We start from the raw sequence: 23,942 nt of genomic DNA, 5'->3' as shown, positions 1-23,942 counted from the left end.
GCCATGCCCGAAGGAGACACCGTCTGGCACACCGCGGCCGTCCTGCGAGCGCGCCTGGTGGGGCGCACCCTGACGCGCTGCGACGTCCGGGTACCGCGGTACGCCACCGTCGACCTCACCGGGCAGGCGGTCGACGAGGTGCTCAGCCGGGGGAAGCATCTGTTCATCCGGGTCGGCCGGGCGAGCATCCACTCGCACCTGAAGATGGACGGCAGCTGGCGGGTCGCCGACCGGCCGGTGCGGGTCGACCACCGGGCGCGCATCGTCTTGGAAGCCGGCGCCGTCCGCGCCGTCGGCGTGGACCTGGGCGTCCTGGAGATCCTCGAGCGTGACCGCGACGGCGACGCCGTCGCGCATCTGGGGCCGGACCTGTTGGGCGAGGACTGGGACCCGGGGCTCGCCGCCGCCAACCTGGCGGCTGAGCCGGACCGGGCGCTCGCCGAGGCGCTGCTCGACCAGCGGGTGCTTGCCGGCATCGGCAACGTCTACTGCAACGAGCTGTGTTTCGTCAGCGGACACCTGCCCAGCGCGCCGGTGAGCGCGGTCTCCGACCCGCACCGGCTGGTCTCACGTGCCCGAGACATGTTGTGGCTGAACCGGTTCCGTTGGAACCGCTGCACCACCGGCGACACCCGGACCGGGCGGCAGCTGTGGGTCTACGGGCGGGCCGGGCAGAGTTGCCGCCGCTGCGGCACCCCCATCGGGTACGACAGCGCCGGGGACCGGGTGACGTACTGGTGCCCGTCCTGCCAGCGCTGAGGCGCTGGTCGTACGGTGGCGACCCCCAGCCCCCATACGGTCTAGTCCCGGGCGTGCGCCAGGAAGAACTGGGCGATCGCTTCCGACCCGTCGAGCGCGCGGGTGGTGGGCCCGATGATCGCCTTGGGCAGGTACTGCCTGCCGCCCGGCCAGGTGTGCCCGCCGCTGTCGATCTGGTAGAAGACCACCTCGGTGGACGCCGCGCACGCCGTGGAGTCGAACCGGCGCACCACGGTGCCGTCCCCGACGTTGGGCAGGACCTGCACCACCGGATCGCCTTGGCAACCATCGGCCGAGCGCCACTTGTTCACCATGCTGTCGGCGGCGATGGAGTGGCTCACCCCGCCGCGACCGCGCACGACACCGCCGTGGAACGGCACGAGCGGGTCGGCGGTGCCATGGGCCGCCCACACCGAGACCGGCCGCGACGGGTTGCACGCCACGCCCTCGCCCAGGGTGCCGGCCACGGGCGCGACGGCGGCGAACACGTCGGCGTGGTCACACGCCAACCGGTTGGACATGAAGGCGCCGTTGGACATCCCCGTGACGAAGACGTGTCCCGGCGCGATGCCGTAGTCGTCCCTCAGCTTGCCCACCAGCCCCACCAGGAAGCCGACGTCGTCGACGTGCCGGCGGTCCGCCGGCGAGGCCCCCCGCCCGTCGGCCCAGCTCTTGTCGTACCCGTCGGGATACACCACCAGCAGATTGTGGGCGTCGGCGACGGCGTCGAAACCGGTCAGCCCCCGCTGCCCGTTGCCGGTGCCGCCGCCGCCGTGCAAGCTCAACACCAGCCCGACCGGGGTACCCGGCGGCACGTGCAGCAGGTAAGTTCGGTCCATGCCGCCGGAACGGAAAGTCCCGGAAGCATCCCGAGCGCTGGCCGCCGACACATGCCGCACACCACAGCCCGCCAAGCACACCGCCACGATGACCAGCGCCAACCAGCGCACGTATGGCATATCGTCGCTACACCGAGGGGACCGGCGCAGGAGCCGCGCTGGGTGTGGCAATGGTCGCAATATCATTGATCGTGCACCGTGCGAGCCCGCCGCGTGCAAATATTCGGGCAGCCCCCGCTGTCAGCGAGCAACGGCACTTCGATGTCACGGGAGTATCAGAAATGACGAGGACCCAGGTACGCAACCCCAGCCTGCTGGTGTTGCTGTTGGCTGCCGGCGTCGTCCCGGCGGTCGGGCTGCTGGGCGTGCTGGCAGCGGCCCCGACCGTCCACGCCACCGCCGCCGATGACGCATTCCTCGCGGCGCTGACGGCCAAGGGCATCAACTACGAATCGCCCGAAACCGCCATCCGGTCCGGCCACCTGGTGTGCCAGCAACTCGAATCCGGCGAGGCGCCGCAACAGGTCGCAAACGACGTCATGTCCAACAGCCACCTCGACGGCTACCACGCCGGCTACTTCGTCGGCGTGAGCATCCGGGCGTACTGCCCGAAGTACGGCACCCAGGCGTGAAAGTTAACAGTCAGTTGACAGGCCCGTGACAAGCGCGCCGCTAAAATTACGCCTGAACTAATCTCGAGAACTCGAAGGCCAAATGATTCCTAAACTTTTGGTCGGCGTGGCACTCACCATCGGCGCTGCATGCTGGACGGCAGCATCGGCCAACGCCGACCCAAGCCCTTTCAACACCCTCAGCTGCAGTTGCCAGGAGACGGCTCCGGCGGGCAGCACGACTCTGATGGACAAAGTCGACTGGGGAATCCAGCAAGGCCTTTCGGACGTGCCGATCCTGCAAGTCGAGCACTGAAACCTAGTTCCGCTTCCGCATCCGTCGCTCGGCGTAGTGGTGGTAGCGCGCGGCGCGGCGCCGGATGCGGTACGCGCTTCCGCGGGTGCGATGCGGTTGCCCGTTGAGGCGTATCGGCTCGCTGTAGAAAAGGAGCTTGCCGAGCTCCACCAGCACCAGGTAACAGACGACGAAGGTGCCCAGCACGCCGAAGAACTGCCACGGCAGCGGCGTGAAGCCCAGCGTGCGGGCCAGCGGTGAAATCGTGAGCCCGGCGCCGACGGCGACCACGGTCAGACTGGTGACGGCCAGCAGCGCACTGGGCCGGCTCCGAAAGAACGGCACCATGCGGGTGCGGATGACGAAGATGATCAGCGTCTGCGTCGCAAGGGATTCCACGAACCAGCCGGTCCGGAACTCGATGGCGCCGGCGTGCAGCACCCCCAGCATCAGGCCGAACGTCAGGAAATCGAACAGCGAACTGATCGGACCGAAGATCAGCATGAACCGGCGGATGAACGCGACGTCCCAGTGCGACGGCGCCTGCAGCTGCGCCGCGTCGACCCGGTCGGTCGGGATCGCCAGCTGCGAGGTGTCGTAGAGCAGGTTGTTGAGCAGGATTTGGCTGGGCAGCATCGGCAGGAACGGCAACAGCGCCGACGCGGCCGCGGCGCTGAACATGTTGCCGAAGTTGCTCGAGGTGCCCATCAGCACGTACTTGATGGTGTTGGCGAAGATGCGCCGGCCCTCGGCCACGCCGGTGGCCAGCACACCGAGGTCCTTCTCCAGCAGCACCACGTCGGCCGCGTCCTTGGCCACGTCGGTGGCGCTGTCGACCGAGATCCCCACATCGGCGGCATGCAGGGCCAGCGCGTCGTTGACGCCGTCGCCCAGGAAGCCCACCGATCGCCCCTCGCGCCGCAGCGCGACGATCAGCCGCGCCTTCTGCTCGGGGGAAATGCGCGCGAAGATCGTGTGGTTCTGCGCGATGCGGGTGAACGCGTGGTCGTCCAACCCGTCGAGCTCCGCGCCGGTGATGGTGCCCTTGGAGGCCAAACCCAGGTCGCCGCAGACCTTTTCGGCAACCCGCGGGTTGTCGCCGGTGGCGATCTTCAGCTCGATGCCCAGGTCGGCCAGCTCCGAGAGCGATTGCCGCGCAGCGGATTTGGGCTCGTCGGCGAACACCAGGAATCCCGCGAGCGAGAGCTCGCATTCGTCCGCCCGGCTGAGCTCCGTCATCGCGGGCGCCGGTTTGGCGGCCACTGCCACCACCCGGCGCCCGGCGGCGAACAACGCCGACAGGGTCTCCTCGGCCGCCGGTGGTACCGCTCGGCATTGGGCCAGCACCTGCTCGGGCGCCCCCTTGACCACCAGCAGCCGGCCCCCGTCGACGTCGACCAGGGCCGACGTCGCCCGGCGTTCATGGTCGAACGGCAGCATCGCCACCCGGTGCGCGGCACCGGCCGCCAATTCCCGCGCATCGGGGGACTCCCAGAGTGCGGCGTCGAGCGGATTGGCGCTGGCGCCGGCGGTTTCCGGGTCCACATCCGAGGCCAGCAGCCCCAGCCGACGCACCGGGTCGCTGTGCGCACCGGCGGGATCGATGGAGTCCACCAAACGGAGCCGGCCTTCGGTCAGGGTTCCGGTCTTGTCGGTGATCAGGATGTCGATGTCGCCGAGGTCCTCGATGCACACCAACCGCTTCACCAGCACCTTCGCCTTGGCCAGCTGCCGTGATCCGGTCGCCAGGCCGGTGCTGACGACGGCGGGCAGCAGCTGCGGCGTGATCCCGACGGCGATCGCCAGCGAGAACAGCACGGAGTCGATGATCGGTTTGGCCAGCAGCAGGTTGCTGACCAAGATGATCACCATCAGCGCGGCGGCGACCTGCAGCAGCAGGTAGGAGAACCGGCGCAGTCCCACCTGGAAGCTGGTTTCGGGCTGGCGTTCGTCCAAACCCGATGCGATCCGCCCGAATTCGGCGTCTCTTCCGGTGGCGTACACCACCCCGATGCCCTCGCCGGCGCTGACGATGGTGCCCATGAAGGCCAGGTCGGTGGCGTCGGCCAAGCCGGTGCCGGCGGGCACCGGCTGCGCGGATTTCTCCGATCCGGTCGATTCCCCGGTCAGAATGCTCTCGTTGCATTCCAGGCCGTTGACCTCGATCAGCCGGATGTCGGCGGGCACGGCCTCCCCCAGCGACAGCCGAATCACGTCGCCCGGCACGAGCGCGGTCACCGCGAGCGAGACGAACTTCCCGTCGCGGCAGACCACGGCGTTGTGGTGCACGCTGGCGTGCAGGTCGGCGGCGGCCCGCTCGGCGCGGTATTCGTTGATGAAGCCCAGGCCGATGCTGGCCGCCAGGATGATGAAGATGATGACGGCCTGCATGCTGTCGCCCAGAAAGTACGAGACGACGGCGGTGCCGGCCAGCAGGATGAGCACGGCGTTGCGCAGTTGACGGCCCAGCACCGCAAAGACATTGACGTGATGGGTTTGCACCGCGTTGGGTCCGTGGCGCGTCAGCCGGGCGGCGGCCTCCGCGCTGGACAACCCCGCGGTCGAGCTGTCCAGCCGGCGCAGCACGTCGTCGACGTCGGCGGCGGCGACCAGCGCCGTGTTCGGGGCCGCGGTGTCGGGTAGCAGGTCAGCGGTCACAGCCAGTCCCGTCGTTTGAACATCGCGTAGATGAGCACCATCAGGACGAATATCAGGCTGGTGCTGGCAAGGAAGCCGGCGGCGTGGCCGAAGCCCGGGTAGGGGACGTTCTGGCCGTAGAAGCCCGTGATCGCGGTGGGGACCGCGATGATGGCCGCCCATCCCGTCAGCTTCTTCATGATGGTGTTCAGCCGGGCGTCCTGCAGCGACAGGTTCGTTTCGAAAATGGTGGTGACCATGTCCCGCAACGACTCCGTCCACTCCGACACGCGAAGCACGTGGTCGTACAGGTCGGCATACAGCGGGTCCAGCTCCCGGGCCGTGCCGACCTCGTGGCGGTGGTGCTGGATCGAGTTGACGACCTCCCGCATGGGCAGCGCCACCCGCCGCAGCGCCACCAGGTCGCGTCTCATCTGGAAGGTGCGGCGCTGGAAGCCGGCCTGGCGGGGCGTGCCGTCGAACAGCTCGTCCTCGATGTCCTCGACGCAGTCGTCGAGGGCCTCCACCGCGGCGAAGTGACTGTCGACGACGACGTCGAGCAACCCGTGCACCAGGGCGCCCACACCGTACTGCTGGGCGCCGATCTCCTCCCAGCGCCGCGCGACCTGAGTCATGTCGAAGTCCGTCGTCAGGCGCACCGTGATCAGGCCGCGGGGAAGCACGAACGCCGAAATCCGGTGCATGGACAGCATCCGTCGCGGCTCGTCGCCGGCGTCCGCCGCGACCAGAACGGCGTAGACGGTGAAGAAGGTGTGCGTGTCGTACGCGGTGGCTTTCACCCGTTCGGCCGCCGCGACGGCGTCTTCGACCGCCCACGTGTTGAGGCCGAGCTCGGCCGCCAGGTCGCACAACGCGTCGTGGTCGGGGGCGCACAAATCCACCCAGACGAGGGCCTCGGACTCGCGCAGGTAGTCCGATACGTCGTCGAACGTGAAGTCTTCCTGCGGCTTACCGTGGCGCCAGACGCGGCCCTGGATGTTCGGTGTGCCCTGCACGGCGCAATCTTCCCAGCCCGGTCCCACCAGCGCCCTTCAGTAGGTCGAGATCTCGTCCGGCGCGGGGAGATCACCGCTGACCACGAAGACGATGCGCCGGCCGATTTCCACGGCATGGTCGGCAAAGCGCTCGTAGAAGCGACCGAGCAACGCCGCGTCCACGGCGACGGGAATGTTGTCCCGCCAGTCGTCATCCAGCAGCGCGGTGAACAAGCTCCCGTACAGCTCGTCCATGGCGTCGTCTTGTTCGCGAAGCCGGGCGGCCTGCTCCGGGTCGCGGGAAGCCAGCGCCTGTCTTGCGCTTTCGCCCAGCACGACGGCCACCCTGGCCATGTCGGCGAAACACGCGCGGAGGTCGTCGGGCAACATCCGGTTCGGGTGCTCCCGCCGGGCGATCTTGGCGATGTGCACCGCCAACGCGCCCATGCGTTCGATGTCGGCGATGATCTGGATGGCGCTGAAGATCGCCCGCAACTCACTGGCGACCGGTTGTTGCAGCGCCAGCAGGGCGAACGCTTCTCGCTCCGCTCGCGCCCGCATCTCCACCAACCGGTCATGCTCCCGGATGACGCGTTCGGCGGCGTCGAGGTCTGCCTCCAACAAGGCTTGGGTTGCGCGCCGCATGGCTTCGTTGGCCAGGCCGCACATCTCGCCGAGCTGGCCGGTCAACTCGGCCAGCTGGTGGTGATAAGCGGTTCGCATAGCGCAACGGTGGCCAATGCGAGCGCTTTTGACAAGGGACAAAAGGCACCCGAAAAGGGCCTGAACGACTTTTCCCACGCTCGTCACCGCCCGTTAAGCTTCCGCTGGAACCCTTGCGGCATTGACGACACTGGTAGTAAACCCACCCGAGCCGGAGAACACGTGAGCACACGACGGGGCCTGCCCGGCCTGGGCTTGCTGACGGCGCCGTTGCGCGTGGCCGTGCTGGGCACCGAGATCGCCGCCGGCACGGCCCTGTTGGGCGGCCACGTCGCGGCGAGCCTGGGCAAATCGCTGGCGCACGCCACGCCGGACGTTCCCGCGCTGACCCGCGCGGCGGCGGGCGCGATGCTGGAGGCGGCGGGCGGGCCACCGGCCCGGCGGGTGAGCGACAACGGGCAGAGGCGCTGGATCGAGGTGCGCGGGCTCGGGGGCGAGCACGGCGCGGCGATCGCCGCCGACGTGTTGGCGGCCATCCGGGCGATGCCCGGCGTGCGGCAGGCCTACCTGAACGGCACCCTCGGCCGGGCGGTGGTGACCGTCGCCGACGACGGACCCTCGGCGGCCGAGCTGTGCCGGGCCGTCGCCCATGCGGAACGACGCCACGGAAGGAGCCCGGGCAGGTCGCTGCCGGCCAGCCTGCCGGGTGACGACGCTGTGCTGATGGGCCGGATGGTGGCGGCCACGGCCGCCTCCGTGGGGTTCGGCCTTTCGCTGACGGGCAGCCTGCTGCGGCTGCCCCGGCTCCCCGACCTGGTGGCCGTGCCGACGACGGTGGCCGACCACCTGCCGCGGGTGCGGCGAGAGCTGGAGCGGCGCCTCGGGCCGGACGGCACCGATGTGTTGTTCGGCATCGTCAACGCCGCCTCCGCCGCCTTGACGCTGTCGCCGGCGGCGGCGGCCGCCGAGGCCGCCACCCGCACCATGCTGGCCGCGGAGGCGTGGAACGGCAGGCTGGCGTGGATCCGGCACGAGCCCGGGCTGGCCGACCGGCCGGTGCCCGACGGTGCGGCGCTGGCGCCCATCGCCAACCCGGCCCCGCCGGACGGGCCCGCGGAACGGTACGCCAACCGCGCCGGGTTGGCCGGCATCGGCGCCGCCGCGGCGGTCGGCCTGCTCACCCGCAACCCCGACGCGGCCGGCGCCGCCGCGCTGGCCGCCGTCCCCAAGCCGCTGCGGACCGTGCGGGAAGCGTTCGGCTGCACGATGAACCGCGGCCTGTCCAGCCGCCACGACGCGCTGGTGCTGCGCCCCCGCGTGTTGCGGACCCTCGACCGGGTTGACGCGATCATGGTCGACCCGCGGGCGCTGTACACCGACGAACTGACGGTCAGTCGTGTTCTCGGAGTGGAGAATTCGGCTCGCGCCCACGCCTGGGAGGCGGTGCGGGCCGCGCTCGGCAATGACGGCCTGGAGCCGGGTTGGCACCAGCTGGCCGACATCCCCGGGGCCGGCGACGTCGGTGAGGCGCTCATCAGCCCGGTCCGCGACCCGCTCGCGGCGGCGGTGCTCACCGAAGCGCGGCGGTCACAACCGCGCGTCTATTCCCTCGATGACGACGGATTGCGTTCCCTGGCACAGGGTTTCGACCAGCTCTATCCCGCGGACGGGTCGATCGACCACGCCGTGGCGGCGGCCGTGGCGGAATTGAAGGCCGCCGGGAACACCGTGGCGCTGCTGACCACGTCGGACATGCGGGCCGCCCACCGCTCCGACGTCACGATCGGCCTCCTGCGGCCCGGGCATGCCCCGCCGTGGGCCGCCGACGTGATCGCAAACGACCTGACCGACGCCTGGCGGGTGTTGCACGCGCTGCCCGCCGCGCGCGCCGCCACCGAAGGCGCGGTCCGGCTGTCGGCCTCGGCATCCGCGATCGGCGCGTTGATGCTCATTCCCGGTGTGCCCGGGCGCAGCTCGGCCTCGGTCAATGTCGGCATGGTCGCCAGCCTGTGGTTCGGGTACCGGGCCGCCATCAAGACCCTGCGGGATCCGCTGCCGGAGCCCGAAACCAGCCACGACTGGCACGCGCTGCCGGTCGCCGAGGTGCAGCGGCTGCTGCCCCGCCCGACCGAGGAGGACCGCGAGGAGGCGGCGCCCGCGTGGTGGCAGCAGGTGCCCCCGGTTCGCGCGCTGCACGGCGCGAGCGTGGCGTCGTGGGGAGCCGTCCGCGACTTCGCCGAGGAGATGCGCGGTGACCTGGCGGACCCCATCACCCCGCTGCTGGCCACCGGCGCGGCGGCCAGCGCCCTGCTTGGCTCGCCGCTGGACGCCGTGCTGGTGGGCAGCGTGCTGTTGGTCAACGCCGCCCTGTCGGCCGAGCAGCAGCTGCACGCCGAGCGCACGCTGAATCGCCTACTGGCCGTGCAGGATCCGCCCGCCAGACGGCGGGTGGGCGCCCTGGAGGCCAAGCGCCGCGAGAAGGTGCCGACCAAGCGGCTGCGGCTGGGCGACATCATCGAAGTCCACGCCGACGAGGTGGTCCCCGCGGACGCCCGGCTGCTGCACGCCTCGAACGTCGAGGTCGACGAGTCGACGCTGACCGGCGAGTCGCTGCCGGTGGCCAAGCAGACCGAACCCACGCCGGGCGCGCCGCTGGCCGAACGGACCTGCATGCTCTACGCCGGCACCACGGTGGTCGCCGGGACGGCGGTGGCCGTGGTCACCGCCGTGGGATCAAGGTCCGAGTCGCGCCGGGCGCTGGCGATGGCGCCGAGGAAGCTGCAGGAGATCGGCCTGCAGCGGCAGTTGCGGCACATCACCCGTCGGGCCCTGCCGTTCAGCGTGGCCGGCGGCGCCCTGGTGGGATTGCTCAGCGTGGCGCGGGGCACCGGGCTGCGCGAGGCAGTGTCCAGCGCGGTCACCCTGATCGTCGCCGCCATTCCGGAGGGCCTGCCGCTGGTGGCGACGCTGGCCCAGCTGTCCGCCGCGCGCCGGCTCACCGGACAATCGGTGCTGATCCGCAACCCCCACTCGGTGGAGGCGCTGGCCCGGCTGGACGTGGTGTGCTTCGACAAGACCGGCACGCTGAGCGAAAACCGGCTGAAGGTCAAGGCGGTGCACCCGCTGACGGGCTACACCCCCAGCGCGGTGCTGGACGCGGCGCTGAGCACCAGCTACGCCAGGCACACCCACCGGGTCGACCACGCCACCGACGACGCGATACACCGGGCCGCCGGCGACGCCGCCCTGCGCGGCGACGGCTCGAAGCCGCAGCGGCTGACCCGCGACGCGTTCCTGCCGTTCCAGTCCGGCCGCCCGTTCGCGGCCGCGCTCGTCGGCACCCGGCTGACCATCAAGGGCTCACCGGAGGTGCTCGCGTCGGCGTTGCTGCACGACGACCACCCCCTGACGCAACGGGTCGACGAGATGGCGGCCAACGGATTCCGGGTGCTGGCGGTGGCCGAGCGCGAACTCAGCCCGGAAGAAGCGGCGGCCGCCGCCAAGGATCCCGACCAATTGGAGGCGCTGTGCGCCGGCGGGCTCACCCCGATCGGCCTGCTCGGGCTGGCCGACACCCCGCGGGCCGCGGCCCCCGCGTTGCTGAAGGAGCTCGGCGAGCGTGGCATCGGTGTCCGGCTGATCACCGGTGATCACCCGGCGACCGCGGCGGTGATCGCCCAGGAGATGGGGCTCGACGTCACGCCCGACCAGGTGATGACCGGGAGCGACTGGGAGGCGCTGTCCGCCGACGGGCGGGCCGCCGCGGCCGCGTCGCGGGTGGTGTTCGCGCGGATGACGCCGGAGCACAAGATCGACGTCGTGCAGACCCTCGAGCGGGCCGGGCTGGTGACCGCGATGGTCGGCGACGGCGTCAACGACGCGGCCGCGATCCGGGCGGCCAGCGTGGGCATCGGCGTGGCGGCGCGCGGCAGCGACGCGGCCCGCACCGCGGCCGACGTGGTGCTGCTCGACGAACGGATCGAGGCGCTGCTCGACGCCCTCGACGAGGGCGAACAGCTGTGGCGCCGCGTGCAATCCGCGGTGTCGATGCTGCTGGGCGGCAACCTCGGGGAGGTGTGCTTCGCCCTGATCACCACCATGCTGACCGGACGTTCGGTGCTCAACGCCCGCCAGATGCTGCTGGTCAACATGCTGACCGACGCGCTGCCGGCGGCCGCACTGGCCGTCAGCCCCCAGACCAGCACCGCCGGCGTCGACCGCGACGAGGCGGCGATGTGGCGGGCGATCGGCATCCGCGGCGCCGCCACCACCGTCGGCGCCACGGCGGGCTGGGCGATGGCCAGCGTGACCGGCACGCAGCGCCGCGCCGGGACGGTCGCGCTGGTCGCGTTGGTGGGCGCGCAACTCACCCAGACCCTGGTCGACTCCCGCGCCCCGCTGGTGGTGCTGACGTCGGTCGGCTCGATGGGGGCGCTCGCGGTGGTGATCAGCACCCCCGGGCTCAGCCAGCTGTTCGGCTGCACCCCGCTGGACCCGTTGGCCTGGGGCCAGGGCCTGCTGGCCGCGTCGGCGGCCAGCACCCTGTCCACGGTCGCACCCGGCCTGCTGCTGCGCGCGTCGCAGGGCATGCAGCGGCGCTGGCTCGGCGTCGAGCCGGCGACCGAGTCAGAAAGAGCAGAAAGTCCCGTCCCTTCGGTGCGGCAGACCCTGTCGGGTTCCGACCGCCCCGACGACGATTGAGGCGTGCATATGGAAGATCGCTTACAGCTCAAGCCCTATCGGTCCGTATCGGAGCACGTCGACGGTGCCTGGTGGCCGCGCACCATGAACCTGGTCGACGAATTACCGGCCCTGCTGACGTCGGTGGCCGAGCGGCTCGGCCCGGTCGTGATGGTGGGCTACCGCCGCAACGGCTGGCAGGAGACGCCTCCGCTGGCGCAAATCGACGGCCAGACGATCGAACTGCTGCCCTTCACCAGCGACGAGCCGTCCACCGTCATCCTGATCGGCGCGGACGGCCACCACCTCACCGTGCATGTCATCCGCCCGGACGCCAGCGAAGAGGTCGCCCGGCAGGCGCTGGAGCAGGTGCGAACCCCCGCCGACGACGCGGTACCGCAGCACAGCCATTCGATGGTGGCCCGATCCGTGGCCGACGTCGCCGACAAGCTGGCCCGCCATGAGGGTTTCGACGACGAGCAGCGGACCGCCCAGATCAAGCGCTGGTCCGAGGAGGCCGCCGAGCAGTTCGTCGACGCGCCCCTCCAGACCTTCGTGCCGATCCTGGTCGAACACATCGTGCGCAACCGCATGGTGGAGTCGCGCAGGGAAGCCCAGTCGCGGCTGCCGGCCAGCCACCGCTGAACGGCTGAGCGCGCTCGGTGGACGCCGCACTGCTCGACCCCGACCCCGCGCTCCTCGACGCCACAGCCGTCGTCGAAAAGCTGCGCACCGACCCGGAACTCGGACTGACCGCGGCGGAAGCCGCGCGCCGGCTCGCCGTGGTGGGCGCGAACGACATCGAGACCGTTCCACCGGCGCCGGCCTGGAAAAAACTGCTGGCCCAGTTCCGCAGCCCCCTGATCTACCTGCTGCTCGCCGCGCTGGTCGCCTCGCTCGCGGTCTGGGTCGTCGAGGGGGCCGGCGACTGGCCGGTCGACGCGGTGGTGATCGCCGTCATCCTCGTGCTGAACGCGATCCTGGGTTACGCGCAGGAGGCGAGGGCCGAGCGCGCGGTCGGCGCGTTGGCGCGGATGGCCGCCACCTCGGCGACGGTCGTCCGCGACGGGGCGCGTCGCGCCGTCCCCGCGAGCGAGGTGGTGCCCGGCGACGTGCTGCTGCTCACCGAGGGCGACGCCGTGGCGGCCGATGCCAGGTTGCTCTCGTCCGCGGGGCTCGAGGTGTCCGAGGCGGCGCTGACGGGCCTGAGTGAACCCGTCCTCAAGGACGCCCGGACGCTGGTGGAGCCGGCGGCGCTCGGCGACCGGGCGGACATGGTGTTCAAGGGCACCGCGGTCACCAAGGGCGTCGGGCGGGCGGTGGTCACCGCGACGGCGATGGCGACCCAGACCGGTCAGATCGCCGGCCTGGTGCGCACCGCCGACCACGAGCCGACACCGCTGCAGCGTGAGGTGGCCCGCGCCAGCCGGTTGCTGGGGATCGCCGTGCTCGTGATCGCCGTGGTGGTGATCGCGACCATCGTCGTGGTCTTCGGCATCCACAACGCCCACGACGCGGTGACGGCCGTGCTCCTGGGCGTCTCGCTCGCCGTGGCGGCCGTGCCGGAAGGCCTGCCCGCCATCATGTCGGTCGTGCTCGCCCTGGGCATGCGACGGATGGCCGGTCTGAACGCCGTCGTCAAGGAGCTGTCCGACGCCGAGACCCTGGGCTCGGCGTCGGTGGTGTGCTCGGGCAAGACGGGCACGCTCACGACCGGGGAGATGACCATCGTGCGGGTCGTCACCCCACTGGGGGAGGTGAGGGTCACCGGCGCCGGATATCGGCCCGAGGGTCGCCTCGAGCATGGCGGCGTGCCGCTCGGTGAGGGCGACGACCTGTGGCGCCAGGCCGCCCTGGTGCTCGACGGCGCCGCCGCCGGCCGTGATGCCGCCCTCGACGAGTGCGACGGTCGGTGGATCGTGCGGGGCGATCCCGTCGACGCGGCCTTCCTGGTTGCCCGCGGGAAGCTCGGCGGCGGGCCCCGCCCGACTCCGGCTGACGTGACGACGGGCGAGCCCGACGATGTGCTCGGCCGCTGCACGCACCTACAGGCCGGTGATCGGCTGGTGCCGCTCGACCACTCGGCGAAGGCCACGATCCGAAGCGATGCCGAGCGGCTGGCGCTCGACGCCCTGCACACCGTGGCGGTCGCCTGCCGGTCCGACGGGCACCTGGTGTACCTGGGCATGGTGGGGATCACCGATCCACCGCGACCGGAGGCGGCGACGGCGATCGCCGAGGCGCGCCGCGCCGGCGTCCGGGTCGTGATGATCACCGGCGACCATCCCCGGGTCGCGGCGCGCATCGCCCGGAAGCTGGGTATCGAGGACGGCGAGTCGGCGGTGTCCGGCGCTCAGCTCGCGACGCTGGATGACGAGCAGCTGCGGGAAACGGTGCGCCTGCACTCGCAATACACCCAGGTCGATCCGGCGGCCAAACAGCGCATCATCGACGCGCTGCAGGCCGACCATGAGATCGTCGCCGTCACCGGGGAGGGGATCAACGACGCGCCCGCGCTGAAGTCGGCCGACATCGGCATCGCCATGGGCCGCAGCGGCACCGACGTCGCCAGGGAGGCGGCGAACATGATCCTCGCCGACGACAACTTCGCGACCATCGTCCAGGCGATTCGTGAGGGCCGGGGCATCTTCTCCAACATCAAGAAGTCGCTGCGCTACCTGCTGTCCTCCAACATGGGGGAAATCTTCACGGTCTTCTTCGGCGTGGTGCTGGCCGGGACGGTCGGCCTGTCGCAGGGCGATACCGTCGCGCTGCCGCTGCTGGCCACGCAGATCCTGTGGATCAACCTGCTGACCGACGGCGCGCCGGCCCTGGCGCTGGGCGTGGACCCACACACCGAGGACGTCATGGGCCGACCGCCGCGCTCGGCCTCGGACCGGGTGATCGATGGGTGGATGTGGAACAACATCATCGTGATCGGCGCGGCGGTGGCGGCCGCCACGCTCGTCACGATCCGGCTCTACTCGCCCGGCGGGCCCATGCCGTCCTCCCTGGACACCGCCCGCACCGCGGGATTCACCGTGCTGGTGGTCGCCCAGCTGATCAACTGCATCAACGCCCGCTCGGAGACCCGGTCCGCTTTTCACCGGTTCTTCGCCAACCGGTGGTTGTGGGCGGCGATCGGGCTGTCGGCGCTGCTGCAGGTCGCCGTCGTTCAGCTGCCCGTCCTGAACACGGCGTTCACCACCACGCCGCTGTCGCTGAGCCAGTGGCTGGTGTGCATCGCGATGGCCAGCACGGTCCTGTGGGTCAGCGAGATCCGCAAACTCGTCCTGCGCCGGTGGACATCACGGCGGTGATCGCCTCGATGTCGGCCGGGCCGGGCAGCCCCCAGTCGGGCTGGTAGTCCAACAACTCGTCGACTCGCACCGTCTTCATGTCGATGTCGAGAAGTTCGATGGCGTCCAGCGGCACCAGCGCCGGATGGACGTAGCCGCAGGTGCGGGCCAGCTGCAGCAGCTCGAAGCGCAGGGTGGCGAGATAGTTGGCGCAGCGCACCGACTTCAGGGCCGGGTCGAGTCCGTGCTGGAGCCACGGCGACTGGGTGGCCACGCCCGAGGGGCAGCGGCCGGTGTGGCAGCGCTGGGCCTGAATGCAGCCGATGGCGAACATGGCCGTCCGGCCGACGTTGATCATGTCGCAGCCCGTGGCCAGCGCCAGCAGCGCGTTCTCCGGGATGCCGAGCTTGCCCGACCCGATGAACACCACGTCGCGGTGCAGCCCGTGCTCGGCGAAGGCCCGGTAGACCCGCGGGAGGGCCCACTTGAACGGCAGGGCGACGTGGTCGGTGAACACCAGTGGGGCCGCGCCGGTGCCGCCCTCCCCGCCGTCGACGGTGACGAAGTCGACACCGGTGCCGGTGCGCGCCATCCGCGCGGCCAGGTCGCACCAGAACCGCCCCTCGCCGACCGCCGACTTGATGCCGACCGGCAGCCCCGTCTCGGCGGCGATGGTCTCCACCAGCTCGAGCAGCCCGTCGACGTCGGCGAACGCGGAGTGGCCGGCGGGGCTCCTGCAGTCCACCCCGGCCGGTACGCCGCGAATGGCGGCGATCTCCGGGGTGACCTTGGCACCCGGCAGCACGCCGCCCAGGCCGGGCTTGGCGCCCTGGCTGAGCTTGATCTCGATGGCGCGGATCGCCGGCGTGGCCGCCACCCGCTCGATCAGCCGGGGCAGGCTGAACCGCCCGTCGTCGTCGCGGCAGCCGAAGTAGCCGGTGCCGATCTGCCAGACCAGGTCGCCGCCGGCCAGGTGATACGGCGACACCCCGCCCTCGCCGGTGGTGTGCAGCGCGCCGGCGATTTCCGCGCCCTTGTTCAGGGCGGTGGTGGCCGCGCCGCCGAGCGCGCCGAAGCTCATCCCGGAGATGTTGACCAGCGACGACGGGCGGAAGGCCCGGGCGCGGCCCCGCGCGCCGCCGAGGATCTTCGCCGCCGGCAACGGCACGGCCGGGTCCAGATGCTCGGGTTCGCCGGCTGGCGCCGCGACGGGGAACGCCGCGTGCTTGATGATGGGATAGTTGTGCACCCGTTCCAGGTCGTTGTCGGTGCCGAAGCCGAAATATCGGTTGCCCAGCTTCGACGACGTGTACACCCAGCGACGCTGGTCGCGGCTGAACGGCCGTTCCGCGTCGTTGTCGGTGACGATGTACTGGCGCAGCTCCGGGCCTACCGCTTCCAGCAGGAACCGCAGGTGCCCGATGATCGGGTAGTTGCGCAGGATGGTGTGGCGGCGCTGCAGCAGGTCCCATCCCGTGAGCCCGGCCAGGCCCCCGCCAACCAGCGCGGCCACCGCTCGCGGCCTCAAGAATCGAAATCCGTGTACACGCCCAGCAGGTCGCGGGCCGAGACGATGCCGAGCAGCGCGCCGTCGCGCTCCACCAGTACGTGGCGGATGTAGCGGTCCATCATCCGCGCGGCGACCTGATCCACCGTGGCCTCGGCGTCACACCACACCAGCTTGGTGCTGGCCACGGCGGAGACCGGGGCGGTCGCGGGATTCCGCCCGGCCGCCACCGCCCGCACGATGTCGCGCTCACTCACCAGCGCGGTGGGCAGCGCGTCGTCGCCGACCGCGATCGCGCCCACGTCGCAGGTCACCATGGCCCGGGCCACGTCGGCAATCGTGGCGTCGGCGGGGACGCGGGCCACGGGGTCACCGGTGATGGTCGAGATCGGCAGGGACCCGGCGGAATTGCTGTCGCTCACGTCACCATGCTGGCGGGGACCTCTCACCCCGGGCTAGTGACCTGAGTCCTCAATCCGCGTCCATCCGGCCCTAGCCTTCGCGGGCGCGCCGCGGAAGGCTGGCAAGCATGGATGCGCCCGCACGCGAGCGGTGGAGGTGGCCCGCGCGGCTGGTGGAACCGGTCCTTGCCGCGGTGACCGCCGTCGCCCTGACCGCCGGCGGGATCGCCTGGTTGGCCGGTGCGCCGCGGGTCGCCGACGGCTGCTGGATCGCGGGCACGGTATTGGCGGTGGTCCCCGCGGTGGTGTGGGTGCTCGCCGCGCTGCGCCGGGGCCGGTTCGGCGTAGATCTGATTGCGGTGTTGTCGCTGGTCGGCACGCTGCTGGTGGGCGAGTATCTCGCGGGTGCGTTGATCGCGGTGATGCTGGCCGGTGGGCGGGCCCTGGAGGCGGCGGCCGAGCGCCGCGCGTCCCACGACCTGCGCGCGCTGCTGGAACACGCGCCGCGGTTCGCCCGCCGCCGCGTCGGGGCGGCGGTGGACGTCATCGCGCTGGCGGACGTGGCGGTCGACGATCTGCTGGTGGTCGGCCCCGGCGAAGTGGTGCCCGTCGACGGGCGCATGGCCAGCCCGGTCGCGGTGCTCGACGAATCGGTCCTGACCGGCGAACCGCTGCAGGTGGAGCGCACCGCCGGCGAGCCGCTGCGCAGCGGGGTGGTCAACGCGGGCAGCGCCTTCGAGATGCAGGCCACCGCGACCGCCGCGGACAGCACGTACGCGCAGATCGTCCGCCTGGCCGCGGAGGCCGGAGCGGAGAACGCGCCGGTGGTGCGGCTGGCCGACCGGTACGCGGCGTGGTTCCTGCCGTTGACGCTGTTGGTCTCCGGTGCGGCATGGCTGGCCAGCGGTTCAGCGGTGCGGGCGGTGGCGGTGCTGGTGGTGGCGACCCCGTGCCCGCTGCTGTTGGCGGCGCCGGTCGCCATCGTGTCCGGGCTGTCGCGGGCGTCGCGTCGCGGCGTGGTGATCCGCGGCGGCGGCGCACTGGAAAACCTCGGCCACGCAACCACTTTGGTGATGGACAAGACCGGCACCCTGACCATGGGGCGCCCGGTCGTCATCGACGTCGCCGCCGCGCCCGGCCGCGACGCCATCGAGATCCTGCGGGTGGCGGCATCGGTGGATCAGATGTCCCCGCACGTGCTGGCCGAGGCGATCGTCACCGCGGCGCGGGCCCGCGGTCTGCAGCTGTCGCTGCCGGCCGACGTCATTGAGGAGCCCGGCCGCGGGGTCACCGCCACCCTGGACGGTCGGCGGGTCCACGTCGGCAAGCTCTCCCGCGACACCGCGAACGCGGAATGGGCCCGCGCGGTGGTGAATCGCGCCCTGCTCGACGGGGCCGCCATCGCGTGGGTGTGCGTCGACGACCGGGCAACGGGCGCGGTGCTGCTGCGCGACCCGCTGCGGCGTCACGCACCGCGCACCGTGCGCCGGCTGCGCGAGGCGGGGTTGAACCGGCTGGTCATGCTCACCGGAGACCGCGCCGAGCCCGCCCGGGAGGTCGGCGCCGTGCTGGGGTTGGACGAGGTGTACGCGGAACAGAGTCCGGCCGACAAGGTGGCCGCCGTGCGCGCCGAGAAGGACCGCGCGGTGACGGTGATGGTCGGCGACGGGGTCAACGACGCACCCGCGCTGGCCGCGGCCAGCGTCGGCGTGGCGATGGGCGCCCGCGGCGCCACCGCGTCCTCGGAGGCCGCCGGCATCGTGTTGACCACCGACCGGCTGGAGCGGCTCGCCGATGCGATGGACATCGCCCGGTGGTCACGGCGCATCGCCGTGCAGAGCGCGGTGGCCGGGATGACCCTGTCGCTGGCCGCGATGGCCGTCGCCGCCGTGGGATGGCTCCCCCCGGCCGTCGGTGCGCTGGTGCAGGAGGGCATCGACGTCGCCGTGATCCTCAACGCGCTGCGCGCCCTGCGCGGCAATCCCGACATCGAGGTCGACCTCCCCGCGAAGACCGAACAGATGCTGCGGCGTTTCGACGCCGAACACGACGAACTGCGCGACGCCGTGGACCTGTTGCGCGACGCCGCCGACCAATTGACCGCCGCGGCCGATCAGCCGGCTATGGAGGCGGTCCGCCACGCCCACACCGTGCTCACCGAGCGGATCATCCCGCACGAACGCGCCGAGGAGACGCAGCTTTATCCCGCGCTCGCCCACCCGCTGGGCACCAGCGAAGCGACGGCCACGATGAGCCGAACCCACGCGGAGATCCAGCGACTCTCCGACCGGATCGGCACCCACCTGGCGTTGGCCCAAAGCACCGGAGCGATCGGCCCCGACCAGGTCGACGACCTGCTCTCGTGCCTTTACGGGCTGCATGCCCTGCTACGGCTGCATTTCCTGCAGGAGGAGGAAAGCTACTTCACGCTGGCCGGCGACGAGCCCGGTCCGCCACCGCCGGAGCGCCGTCAGACGTTGGGGCACGAGCTATCCCGCTGACGGCGGCCGCTTCATGACGGTGCCGGGCAGCTCGGCGCCGATTTCGATGTCGTCGTAGTCCCGCCCTTCCCCACGACCACCCTTGCCGCCCAGCGGCGGCCGGATCGGGGCGACCGGTACCCCGGACGGCTGCGCCGCCCCCGGCGGGAGCGCGGACACCGCCGAGGCCAGCTGCACCGGCGGCTGGACGCCGGGCAGCATCCCCACCGTCGCGGGCGGCATGCTCAGCTTGCCCACCAGGACCGAGACACCCAGCGCGCCGCGCGGGGCGAGACCCGAACCGGCGGAGCCGATCGCGCCGACCAGCCGTGCCTCCGCCGACGCCAAGGCGGCCGACCCCTCCGACAGGCCCAGGCCGATGTCGCTGCTGACACCCTGAAGCGCCTGGGCCGCGTGGACCTGCGCGATATAGCTGAGCAGGTTGATGGGAAGTCCGCCCGCGATGGTCTGGTCACCCCAGGTGCTGAAATACCCGAACCAGCCCTTGTTGGGGTCGAAGGGGGTGACGCCGAGCGCGTCGAGAACCGACCCCGTGCCGGTGGTCGAGGCGCTGGTCAGCGCGTTCGCCGAGGGCACGATCGTGGCCTGGGTGGAGACCGCCGAGGGGTTGGCAACCTGCGGCGGCGAGGAGAACTGGGACAGCCGGACGGCGTTCAGCGACGTCGCGCCGTACCGGTACATCGCCGTGGAGTTGTTCACCCACATGGCGTTGTACTCGGCTTCGGTTTCGGCGATGGCCGGAGCGTTGATCCCGAAGAAATTGGTGGCCAGCAACAGCGCCAATCGCGCCCGGTTGGCCGCCACGACGGAGGGATGCACGACCGTCCAGTGGGTCAATTCGAATGAGGCCGTGACGATTTCCACCGAGGCGGCGATCTCCTGGCACTGCGCCGCGGTGGTGCGCAACCAGGCGAGGTAGGGCTCGAAGGCCTGCGCCATGGCCAGCGCGGACGGGCCGCGCCAGGTCGCCGTCAGCGACGCCAGCTCCGAGACATAACTGCTTGCGGCCCCCTCCAATTCGGCGCTGAGCTCTTGCCACGCGGCGGCAGCGTCGATCATCGACCAGGCGCCGGGTCCGGCATGGATCAGTGCGGAGGTGATTTCGGGCGGCAGCAGCCCAAAATCGATCACGGGTCACCCATACAGACATGCCACGCGCGATTTACCGCGCGGGCGCAACCAAACGGTCGCGCCGCCATTGACCTATCCGGCGACGAAATTCGACTTCCGGAGTAGTGAGGGACCGTCATCGGCTCTCATCCCCCGCTTGGCGGTCGGTGAATCACCTTCTTCGGGAGTTCCGCCCCGTATTCAAGGTCCTCGAACTTCTGCTGCTTGCGCTTGCGCCACCCGCTGCCCGCCGAATTCGTCGCAGGCGCCATCATCGGCATCAGCGGCATCCCGGTCAGCCCGGCGTCGGCCGGCAGGGGCGACACCGAGGAGGCGAGTTGCACCGGCGTCTGGGTCGCCGGGAGCAGCCCCACCACTGCGGGCGGCGCGGTCAGCTTGCCCAGCGAAACCCCGACCCCCATCGCCCCCGTGGCCGCCCCCCCGGGAGCGGCTTGTAGGGCACTTGCCAGCCTGGTCACCGACGACGCCAGTGCCCCCTCGCCCTCCGAGAGGCCCAGGCCGATGTCGCTGCCCACGCCCTGCAGCGCCTGGGCCGAGGTGTTCTGCGCCAGGTAGCTGAGCATGTTGATCGGGAAGCCGGACGAGATGAACTGGTTGCCCCAGGTGCTGAAATAGCTGAACCAACCGGCGTTGGGGTCGAAGGGGGTGACCCCGAGCTGGTCGATGGCGTTCCCCGTGCTCGAGGCCGTGCTGAGCAAGGAAGCATTGGACACCGCGGCGTTTTGGTTGATCGACGCCGCCGGGTCGGTGACGGCCATGGGCGAATTGAATTGGGACAGCTGGCTCGTGGTCTGGTTCGTGGCCGCCTGATACTGCGTCATCGCCGCCGAGTTGTTGGCCCACATGGTCTGGTATTCGGCTTGGGTCGCGGCGATCGCCGCCGTGTTCTGGCCAAACCGGTTGGTGGCCAGCAGTTGCGCCAGCCGCGTCCGATTGGCGGTCACCTGCGCGGGAGTGACCACCGCCGAGCGGACGGCGGCGAATGCCGTCGCCGCGGCCTCCGCCGAGGTGGCCATTTGCTGGGCCTGCTGTGCGGTGGTGCGCAGCCAGATGAGATACGGCTGCACGGCCTGCAGCATCGCCATCGAGGACGGGCCGTCCCAGGACTCGATGAGCGTCGACAGGGACGACGCATAGCCCGCCACCGAGTTCTCCAGCTCGACGGCCAGCTGCTGCCACGCGCCGGCGGCCTCGATCAGCGAACCCGCTCCCGGTCCGGAGTGGATGAGCGTCGAGGTGACCTCGGGTGGCGCGAATAAGTCCATCACATCTCACATTGTCTACGCCGAGTACGCGGCCGGAAAATTTCGTTTACCAGGTTGCAAAGTCGCAGGAAACATTACGCATTCCCCCCCAGGGTGCCCCCCATATCCTTCCCCGTCGAGTCCCGGATGTGACGAACGATATACCCGTGTCGTTAGGGTAACCAAAGTATTTACCGACCTGGCCCTTTTCAGGCGGCCATGCCTTCGATGCCGGCTACAGGCCCGGCAGGCAGATGGGGGCTCCGTAGCAGGGCGGCGGGCCCAGTGGGCGACGCGGCGCGTCTCCTTCCCACACGAATTGGCCGACGTTGCCCATGCCCCCGACGGGGACCCAATACCAGTGGTGGCAGACGCCCATGTCCCAACGCACATCGGGCATCGGCAGCGGCTGCCCGGGGCACCAGTCGTGCGGGACCGTGAAGTTGTCGACGGGCAGTGGGCGATTGAATTGCGGCGCGGCGCCGGGCTCCGCCTGGGCGGCGCCGGCGACGAGCCCCACACCGGCCGCCGCCATGCCGCCGGCCAGCAGCGCCCCGGCAATAACCTTCCCGAGCTTGCGATTGTGCGACATTGCCTCGCGCCTTTCCGATGTGGACTACGTCAATCAGCAGACCACAAAAGGTTCGCTACCGATCCCACAAAGGCGGTAGCGTCAAAGGTTGCTGGCTGGGTTGTCGACGGCGTTGGCACCACATGCGCTCGGCACCGCCCCCAGCGGCGAGGTGACGGGAGGCAACCATGAAGCGCGGCGTCGTCGCAGGAGTGGCCGCCCTGCTGATGGCCGCAGAGCTGGTCGCCTCGGCGCCACCGGCCGGGGCCGGCTGCCAGTACGGAGGAGGGGTTCTCAGCAGGTGCGATGGGCCCGTCCAGCCCGACGGCACCTGGCAACGTTGCGTGGCAGTCGCCCGGTTGATCCCCAACGGCGCCAGTTCCTACCTCGTGCCCGACGGGCACTGCGACGTGATGGGTCCCGGCCGCCCCCCTTCGGATTTCACCTTCGCCGACCCGCCGACGCACATCGACGGCTGAGCCCTCGCCGTGTTCTCGGAGACGCGGTACGCGATGAACGGGGACTTGCGCGTCGCCTATCGCACGGCGGGCGACGGTGAGCGCGACATCGTTTTCGTGCCGAACTGGTTCACCAACTGCGAGGTCTTCCCCGAGCTGCCTGGCGTTCGGGGCTGGATGGAAGCGATGACGTCGCTGGGTCGATTGATCCTCTTCGACCAGCCGGGCAGCGGGGCGTCCGATCCGGTCGAGCCGGGCGCGCTGCCGACCTTGGAGCAATGGGCCGACAGCATCACCGCGGTGCTCGACGCCCTCGACATCCCGGAAGCAGTTCTGGTCACATACGCCGGCGCATCCCCTACCTCGGCGTTGTTCGCGGCCACGCATCCGTCCCGCACCACCGCGCTCGTCTTGCTCGAAAGCACGATAGACGCGACAGTGCGCACCGAGCTGATGGATGGACTCGCCACTGTTGCTCCGGTCCTGTGGGGAACCGGCGAATTGGAACATCTGATCAATCCGGACATGCCGTGGAACGAGGAAATCCGCGCCGCCTGGGCGCGGCACGAGCGCCTGGCGGCGAGCCCGCGAACCGCCGAGCTCATGTTGCCGCTCGTCTCCGAGGTGAGCGCGCTTGCGATCCTTCCGACCGTCCGCGTACCCACCCTCGTGGTGCATCACCGCGACGATCCGTTCCTACCGCCGGAGAAGGGCAAGGAAGTCGCCGATCTCATCGAGGGCGCGAAATTCGTTGAGATTCCGGGGCGCAACTTCTACCACGTCGTCGAACCATGGCGCGAGTCCTTCCAGGAGATCGCCAAGTTCCTTACCGGCGAGCAGCCCGACGTGGCCGACGACCGCGTTCTCGCCACCGTGCTGTTCACCGACATCGTGGACTCGACGCGGCGCGCCGTAGCGATGGGCGACCGTGAGTGGCGCGCGTTGCTCGATGCCCACGATGCCATCGTGCGGTCACAACTCAACCGCTTCCGTGGCCGTGAGGTGAACACGTCCGGCGACGGCTTTCTCGCGACGTTCGACGGCCCGCAGCGAGCGATCCGCTGCGCCATGGCGATTCGTGACGCGGTGCACGCGCTGGGCATCGAGGTGCGCGCCGGTTTGCACACCGGCGAGTGCGAGGTCCGCGGTGACGACATCGGTGGGATCGCGGTGCACATCGGCGCACGAGTGAGCGCGCTGGCGGGGCCGAACGACGTACTGGTGTCCAGCACGCTGCGCGACCTCGTGATCGGATCAGGACTCGAGTTCGAGGACCGTGGCGCTCACGCACTCAAGGGCGTGCCCGGGCAGTGGCGCCTCTTCGGTGTCGCTTCCGCTTGAAATCGACGAC

Annotated in this window: 18 protein-coding genes; 9 read left to right on the top strand and 9 right to left on the bottom strand. The window is 70.7% G+C overall.

Going from position 1 to position 23,942, the window contains the following annotated elements; all coding sequences use genetic code 11:
* Positions 1-3: 3 nt before the first annotated feature.
* Complete coding sequence (gene nei2 / locus G6N37_RS25300) at positions 4-759, top strand: endonuclease VIII Nei2 (protein ID WP_163684219.1); 756 nt, start codon at positions 4-6, stop codon at positions 757-759.
* A gap of 41 nt (positions 760-800) precedes the next feature.
* On the opposite strand, the gene G6N37_RS25295 is transcribed toward nei2, so the two are convergent.
* Complete coding sequence (locus tag G6N37_RS25295) at positions 801-1,718, bottom strand: extracellular catalytic domain type 1 short-chain-length polyhydroxyalkanoate depolymerase (protein ID WP_163684217.1); 918 nt, start codon at positions 1,716-1,718, stop codon at positions 801-803.
* Positions 1,719-1,879: 161 nt separating this feature from the next.
* Here G6N37_RS25295 and G6N37_RS25290 point away from each other — a divergent pair, with 161 nt between their 5' ends.
* Complete coding sequence (locus G6N37_RS25290; RefSeq protein WP_163684216.1) at positions 1,880-2,230, top strand: DUF732 domain-containing protein; 351 nt, start codon at positions 1,880-1,882, stop codon at positions 2,228-2,230.
* A 106-nt stretch (positions 2,231-2,336) separates the two neighbouring features.
* A complete protein-coding gene (locus G6N37_RS25285; RefSeq protein WP_232075181.1) occupies positions 2,337-2,525 on the top strand; it encodes a hypothetical protein in 189 nt (62 codons plus the stop codon).
* Positions 2,526-2,528: 3 nt separating this feature from the next.
* On the opposite strand, the gene mgtA is transcribed toward G6N37_RS25285, so the two are convergent.
* Genes mgtA through phoU form a run of 3 tightly spaced genes read right to left on the bottom strand, consistent with a single transcriptional unit; the run spans position 2,529 to position 6,859 of the window.
* Positions 2,529-5,162 carry a magnesium-translocating P-type ATPase gene (gene mgtA, locus G6N37_RS25280; RefSeq protein ID WP_163684212.1) on the bottom strand — a complete coding sequence of 878 codons (2,634 nt, stop codon included), beginning with the start codon at positions 5,160-5,162 and terminating at the stop codon, positions 2,529-2,531.
* The gene (locus G6N37_RS25275) at positions 5,159-6,157 is read right to left on the bottom strand and encodes a magnesium transporter CorA family protein (protein WP_163684210.1); all 999 of its coding nucleotides are present in this window, start codon (positions 6,155-6,157) and stop codon (positions 5,159-5,161) included. Before G6N37_RS25275 ends, mgtA begins: the two co-directional genes overlap by 4 nt.
* Before the next feature lie 36 nt (positions 6,158-6,193).
* Positions 6,194-6,859: a phosphate signaling complex protein PhoU gene (gene phoU / locus G6N37_RS25270; protein ID WP_163684208.1), complete on the bottom strand. Its 666-nt coding sequence runs from the start codon at positions 6,857-6,859 to the stop codon at positions 6,194-6,196.
* A gap of 162 nt (positions 6,860-7,021) precedes the next feature.
* Between phoU and G6N37_RS25265 the strand changes: the two genes are divergently transcribed.
* From G6N37_RS25265 to G6N37_RS25255, 3 genes are read left to right on the top strand one after another with little or no spacing between them, the layout of a single operon-like run.
* Positions 7,022-11,500 (top strand): cation-translocating P-type ATPase, encoded by a 4,479-nt coding sequence (locus G6N37_RS25265; RefSeq protein WP_163684206.1) that lies wholly within the window; start codon positions 7,022-7,024, stop codon positions 11,498-11,500.
* A gap of 9 nt (positions 11,501-11,509) precedes the next feature.
* Positions 11,510-12,124, top strand: coding sequence for a DUF5994 family protein (locus G6N37_RS25260; protein ID WP_232075610.1), 615 nt, complete (start codon positions 11,510-11,512; stop codon positions 12,122-12,124).
* A gap of 17 nt (positions 12,125-12,141) precedes the next feature.
* A complete protein-coding gene (locus tag G6N37_RS25255; RefSeq protein ID WP_163684202.1) occupies positions 12,142-14,799 on the top strand; it encodes a cation-translocating P-type ATPase in 2,658 nt (885 codons plus the stop codon).
* Here G6N37_RS25255 and G6N37_RS25250 read toward each other — a convergent pair.
* Positions 14,750-16,306 (bottom strand): FMN-binding glutamate synthase family protein, encoded by a 1,557-nt coding sequence (locus tag G6N37_RS25250; RefSeq protein WP_163684200.1) that lies wholly within the window; start codon positions 16,304-16,306, stop codon positions 14,750-14,752. The two genes, G6N37_RS25255 and G6N37_RS25250, sit on opposite strands and share 50 nt — an antisense overlap.
* Entirely contained in the window at positions 16,303-16,707 is a 405-nt protein-coding gene (locus G6N37_RS25245; RefSeq protein WP_163684198.1) for a CBS domain-containing protein, read from the bottom strand. The genes G6N37_RS25250 and G6N37_RS25245 overlap by 4 nt, the downstream gene beginning before the upstream one ends.
* A 107-nt stretch (positions 16,708-16,814) precedes the next feature.
* Between G6N37_RS25245 and G6N37_RS25240 the strand changes: the two genes are divergently transcribed.
* On the top strand, positions 16,815-19,187 hold the full coding sequence (locus tag G6N37_RS25240) for a heavy metal translocating P-type ATPase (RefSeq protein WP_163684196.1): 2,373 nt from the start codon (positions 16,815-16,817) through the stop codon (positions 19,185-19,187).
* On the opposite strand, the gene G6N37_RS25235 is transcribed toward G6N37_RS25240, so the two are convergent.
* The 3 genes from G6N37_RS25235 to G6N37_RS25225 all read right to left on the bottom strand — a co-directional run bounded on the left by G6N37_RS25235 (position 19,176) and on the right by G6N37_RS25225 (position 22,154).
* Entirely contained in the window at positions 19,176-20,315 is a 1,140-nt protein-coding gene (locus tag G6N37_RS25235) for a PPE family protein (protein ID WP_163685493.1), read from the bottom strand. The genes G6N37_RS25240 and G6N37_RS25235 overlap by 12 nt on opposite strands.
* 128 nt (positions 20,316-20,443) lie before the next feature.
* The gene (locus tag G6N37_RS25230) at positions 20,444-21,583 is read right to left on the bottom strand and encodes a PPE family protein (protein ID WP_163684194.1); all 1,140 of its coding nucleotides are present in this window, start codon (positions 21,581-21,583) and stop codon (positions 20,444-20,446) included.
* 214 nt (positions 21,584-21,797) lie between these two features.
* Positions 21,798-22,154 carry a hypothetical protein gene (locus G6N37_RS25225; protein ID WP_163684191.1) on the bottom strand — a complete coding sequence of 119 codons (357 nt, stop codon included), beginning with the start codon at positions 22,152-22,154 and terminating at the stop codon, positions 21,798-21,800.
* Between the two features lie 167 nt (positions 22,155-22,321).
* Between G6N37_RS25225 and G6N37_RS25220 the strand changes: the two genes are divergently transcribed.
* Together G6N37_RS25220 and G6N37_RS25215 are read left to right on the top strand one after the other, a co-directional pair.
* On the top strand, positions 22,322-22,612 hold the full coding sequence (locus G6N37_RS25220; protein ID WP_163684189.1) for a CDGP domain-containing protein: 291 nt from the start codon (positions 22,322-22,324) through the stop codon (positions 22,610-22,612).
* Positions 22,613-22,621: 9 nt separating this feature from the next.
* Entirely contained in the window at positions 22,622-23,932 is a 1,311-nt protein-coding gene (locus G6N37_RS25215) for an adenylate/guanylate cyclase domain-containing protein (RefSeq protein ID WP_163684187.1), read from the top strand.
* The last annotated feature ends 10 nt before the right edge of the window (positions 23,933-23,942 follow it).

Source organism: Mycobacterium seoulense, assembly GCF_010731595.1.
Taxonomy (GTDB): Bacteria; Actinomycetota; Actinomycetes; order Mycobacteriales; family Mycobacteriaceae; genus Mycobacterium; species Mycobacterium seoulense.
The sequence above is the reverse complement of the archived record's forward strand: the minus strand, read 5'-3'. Positions and strand labels throughout refer to the sequence as shown.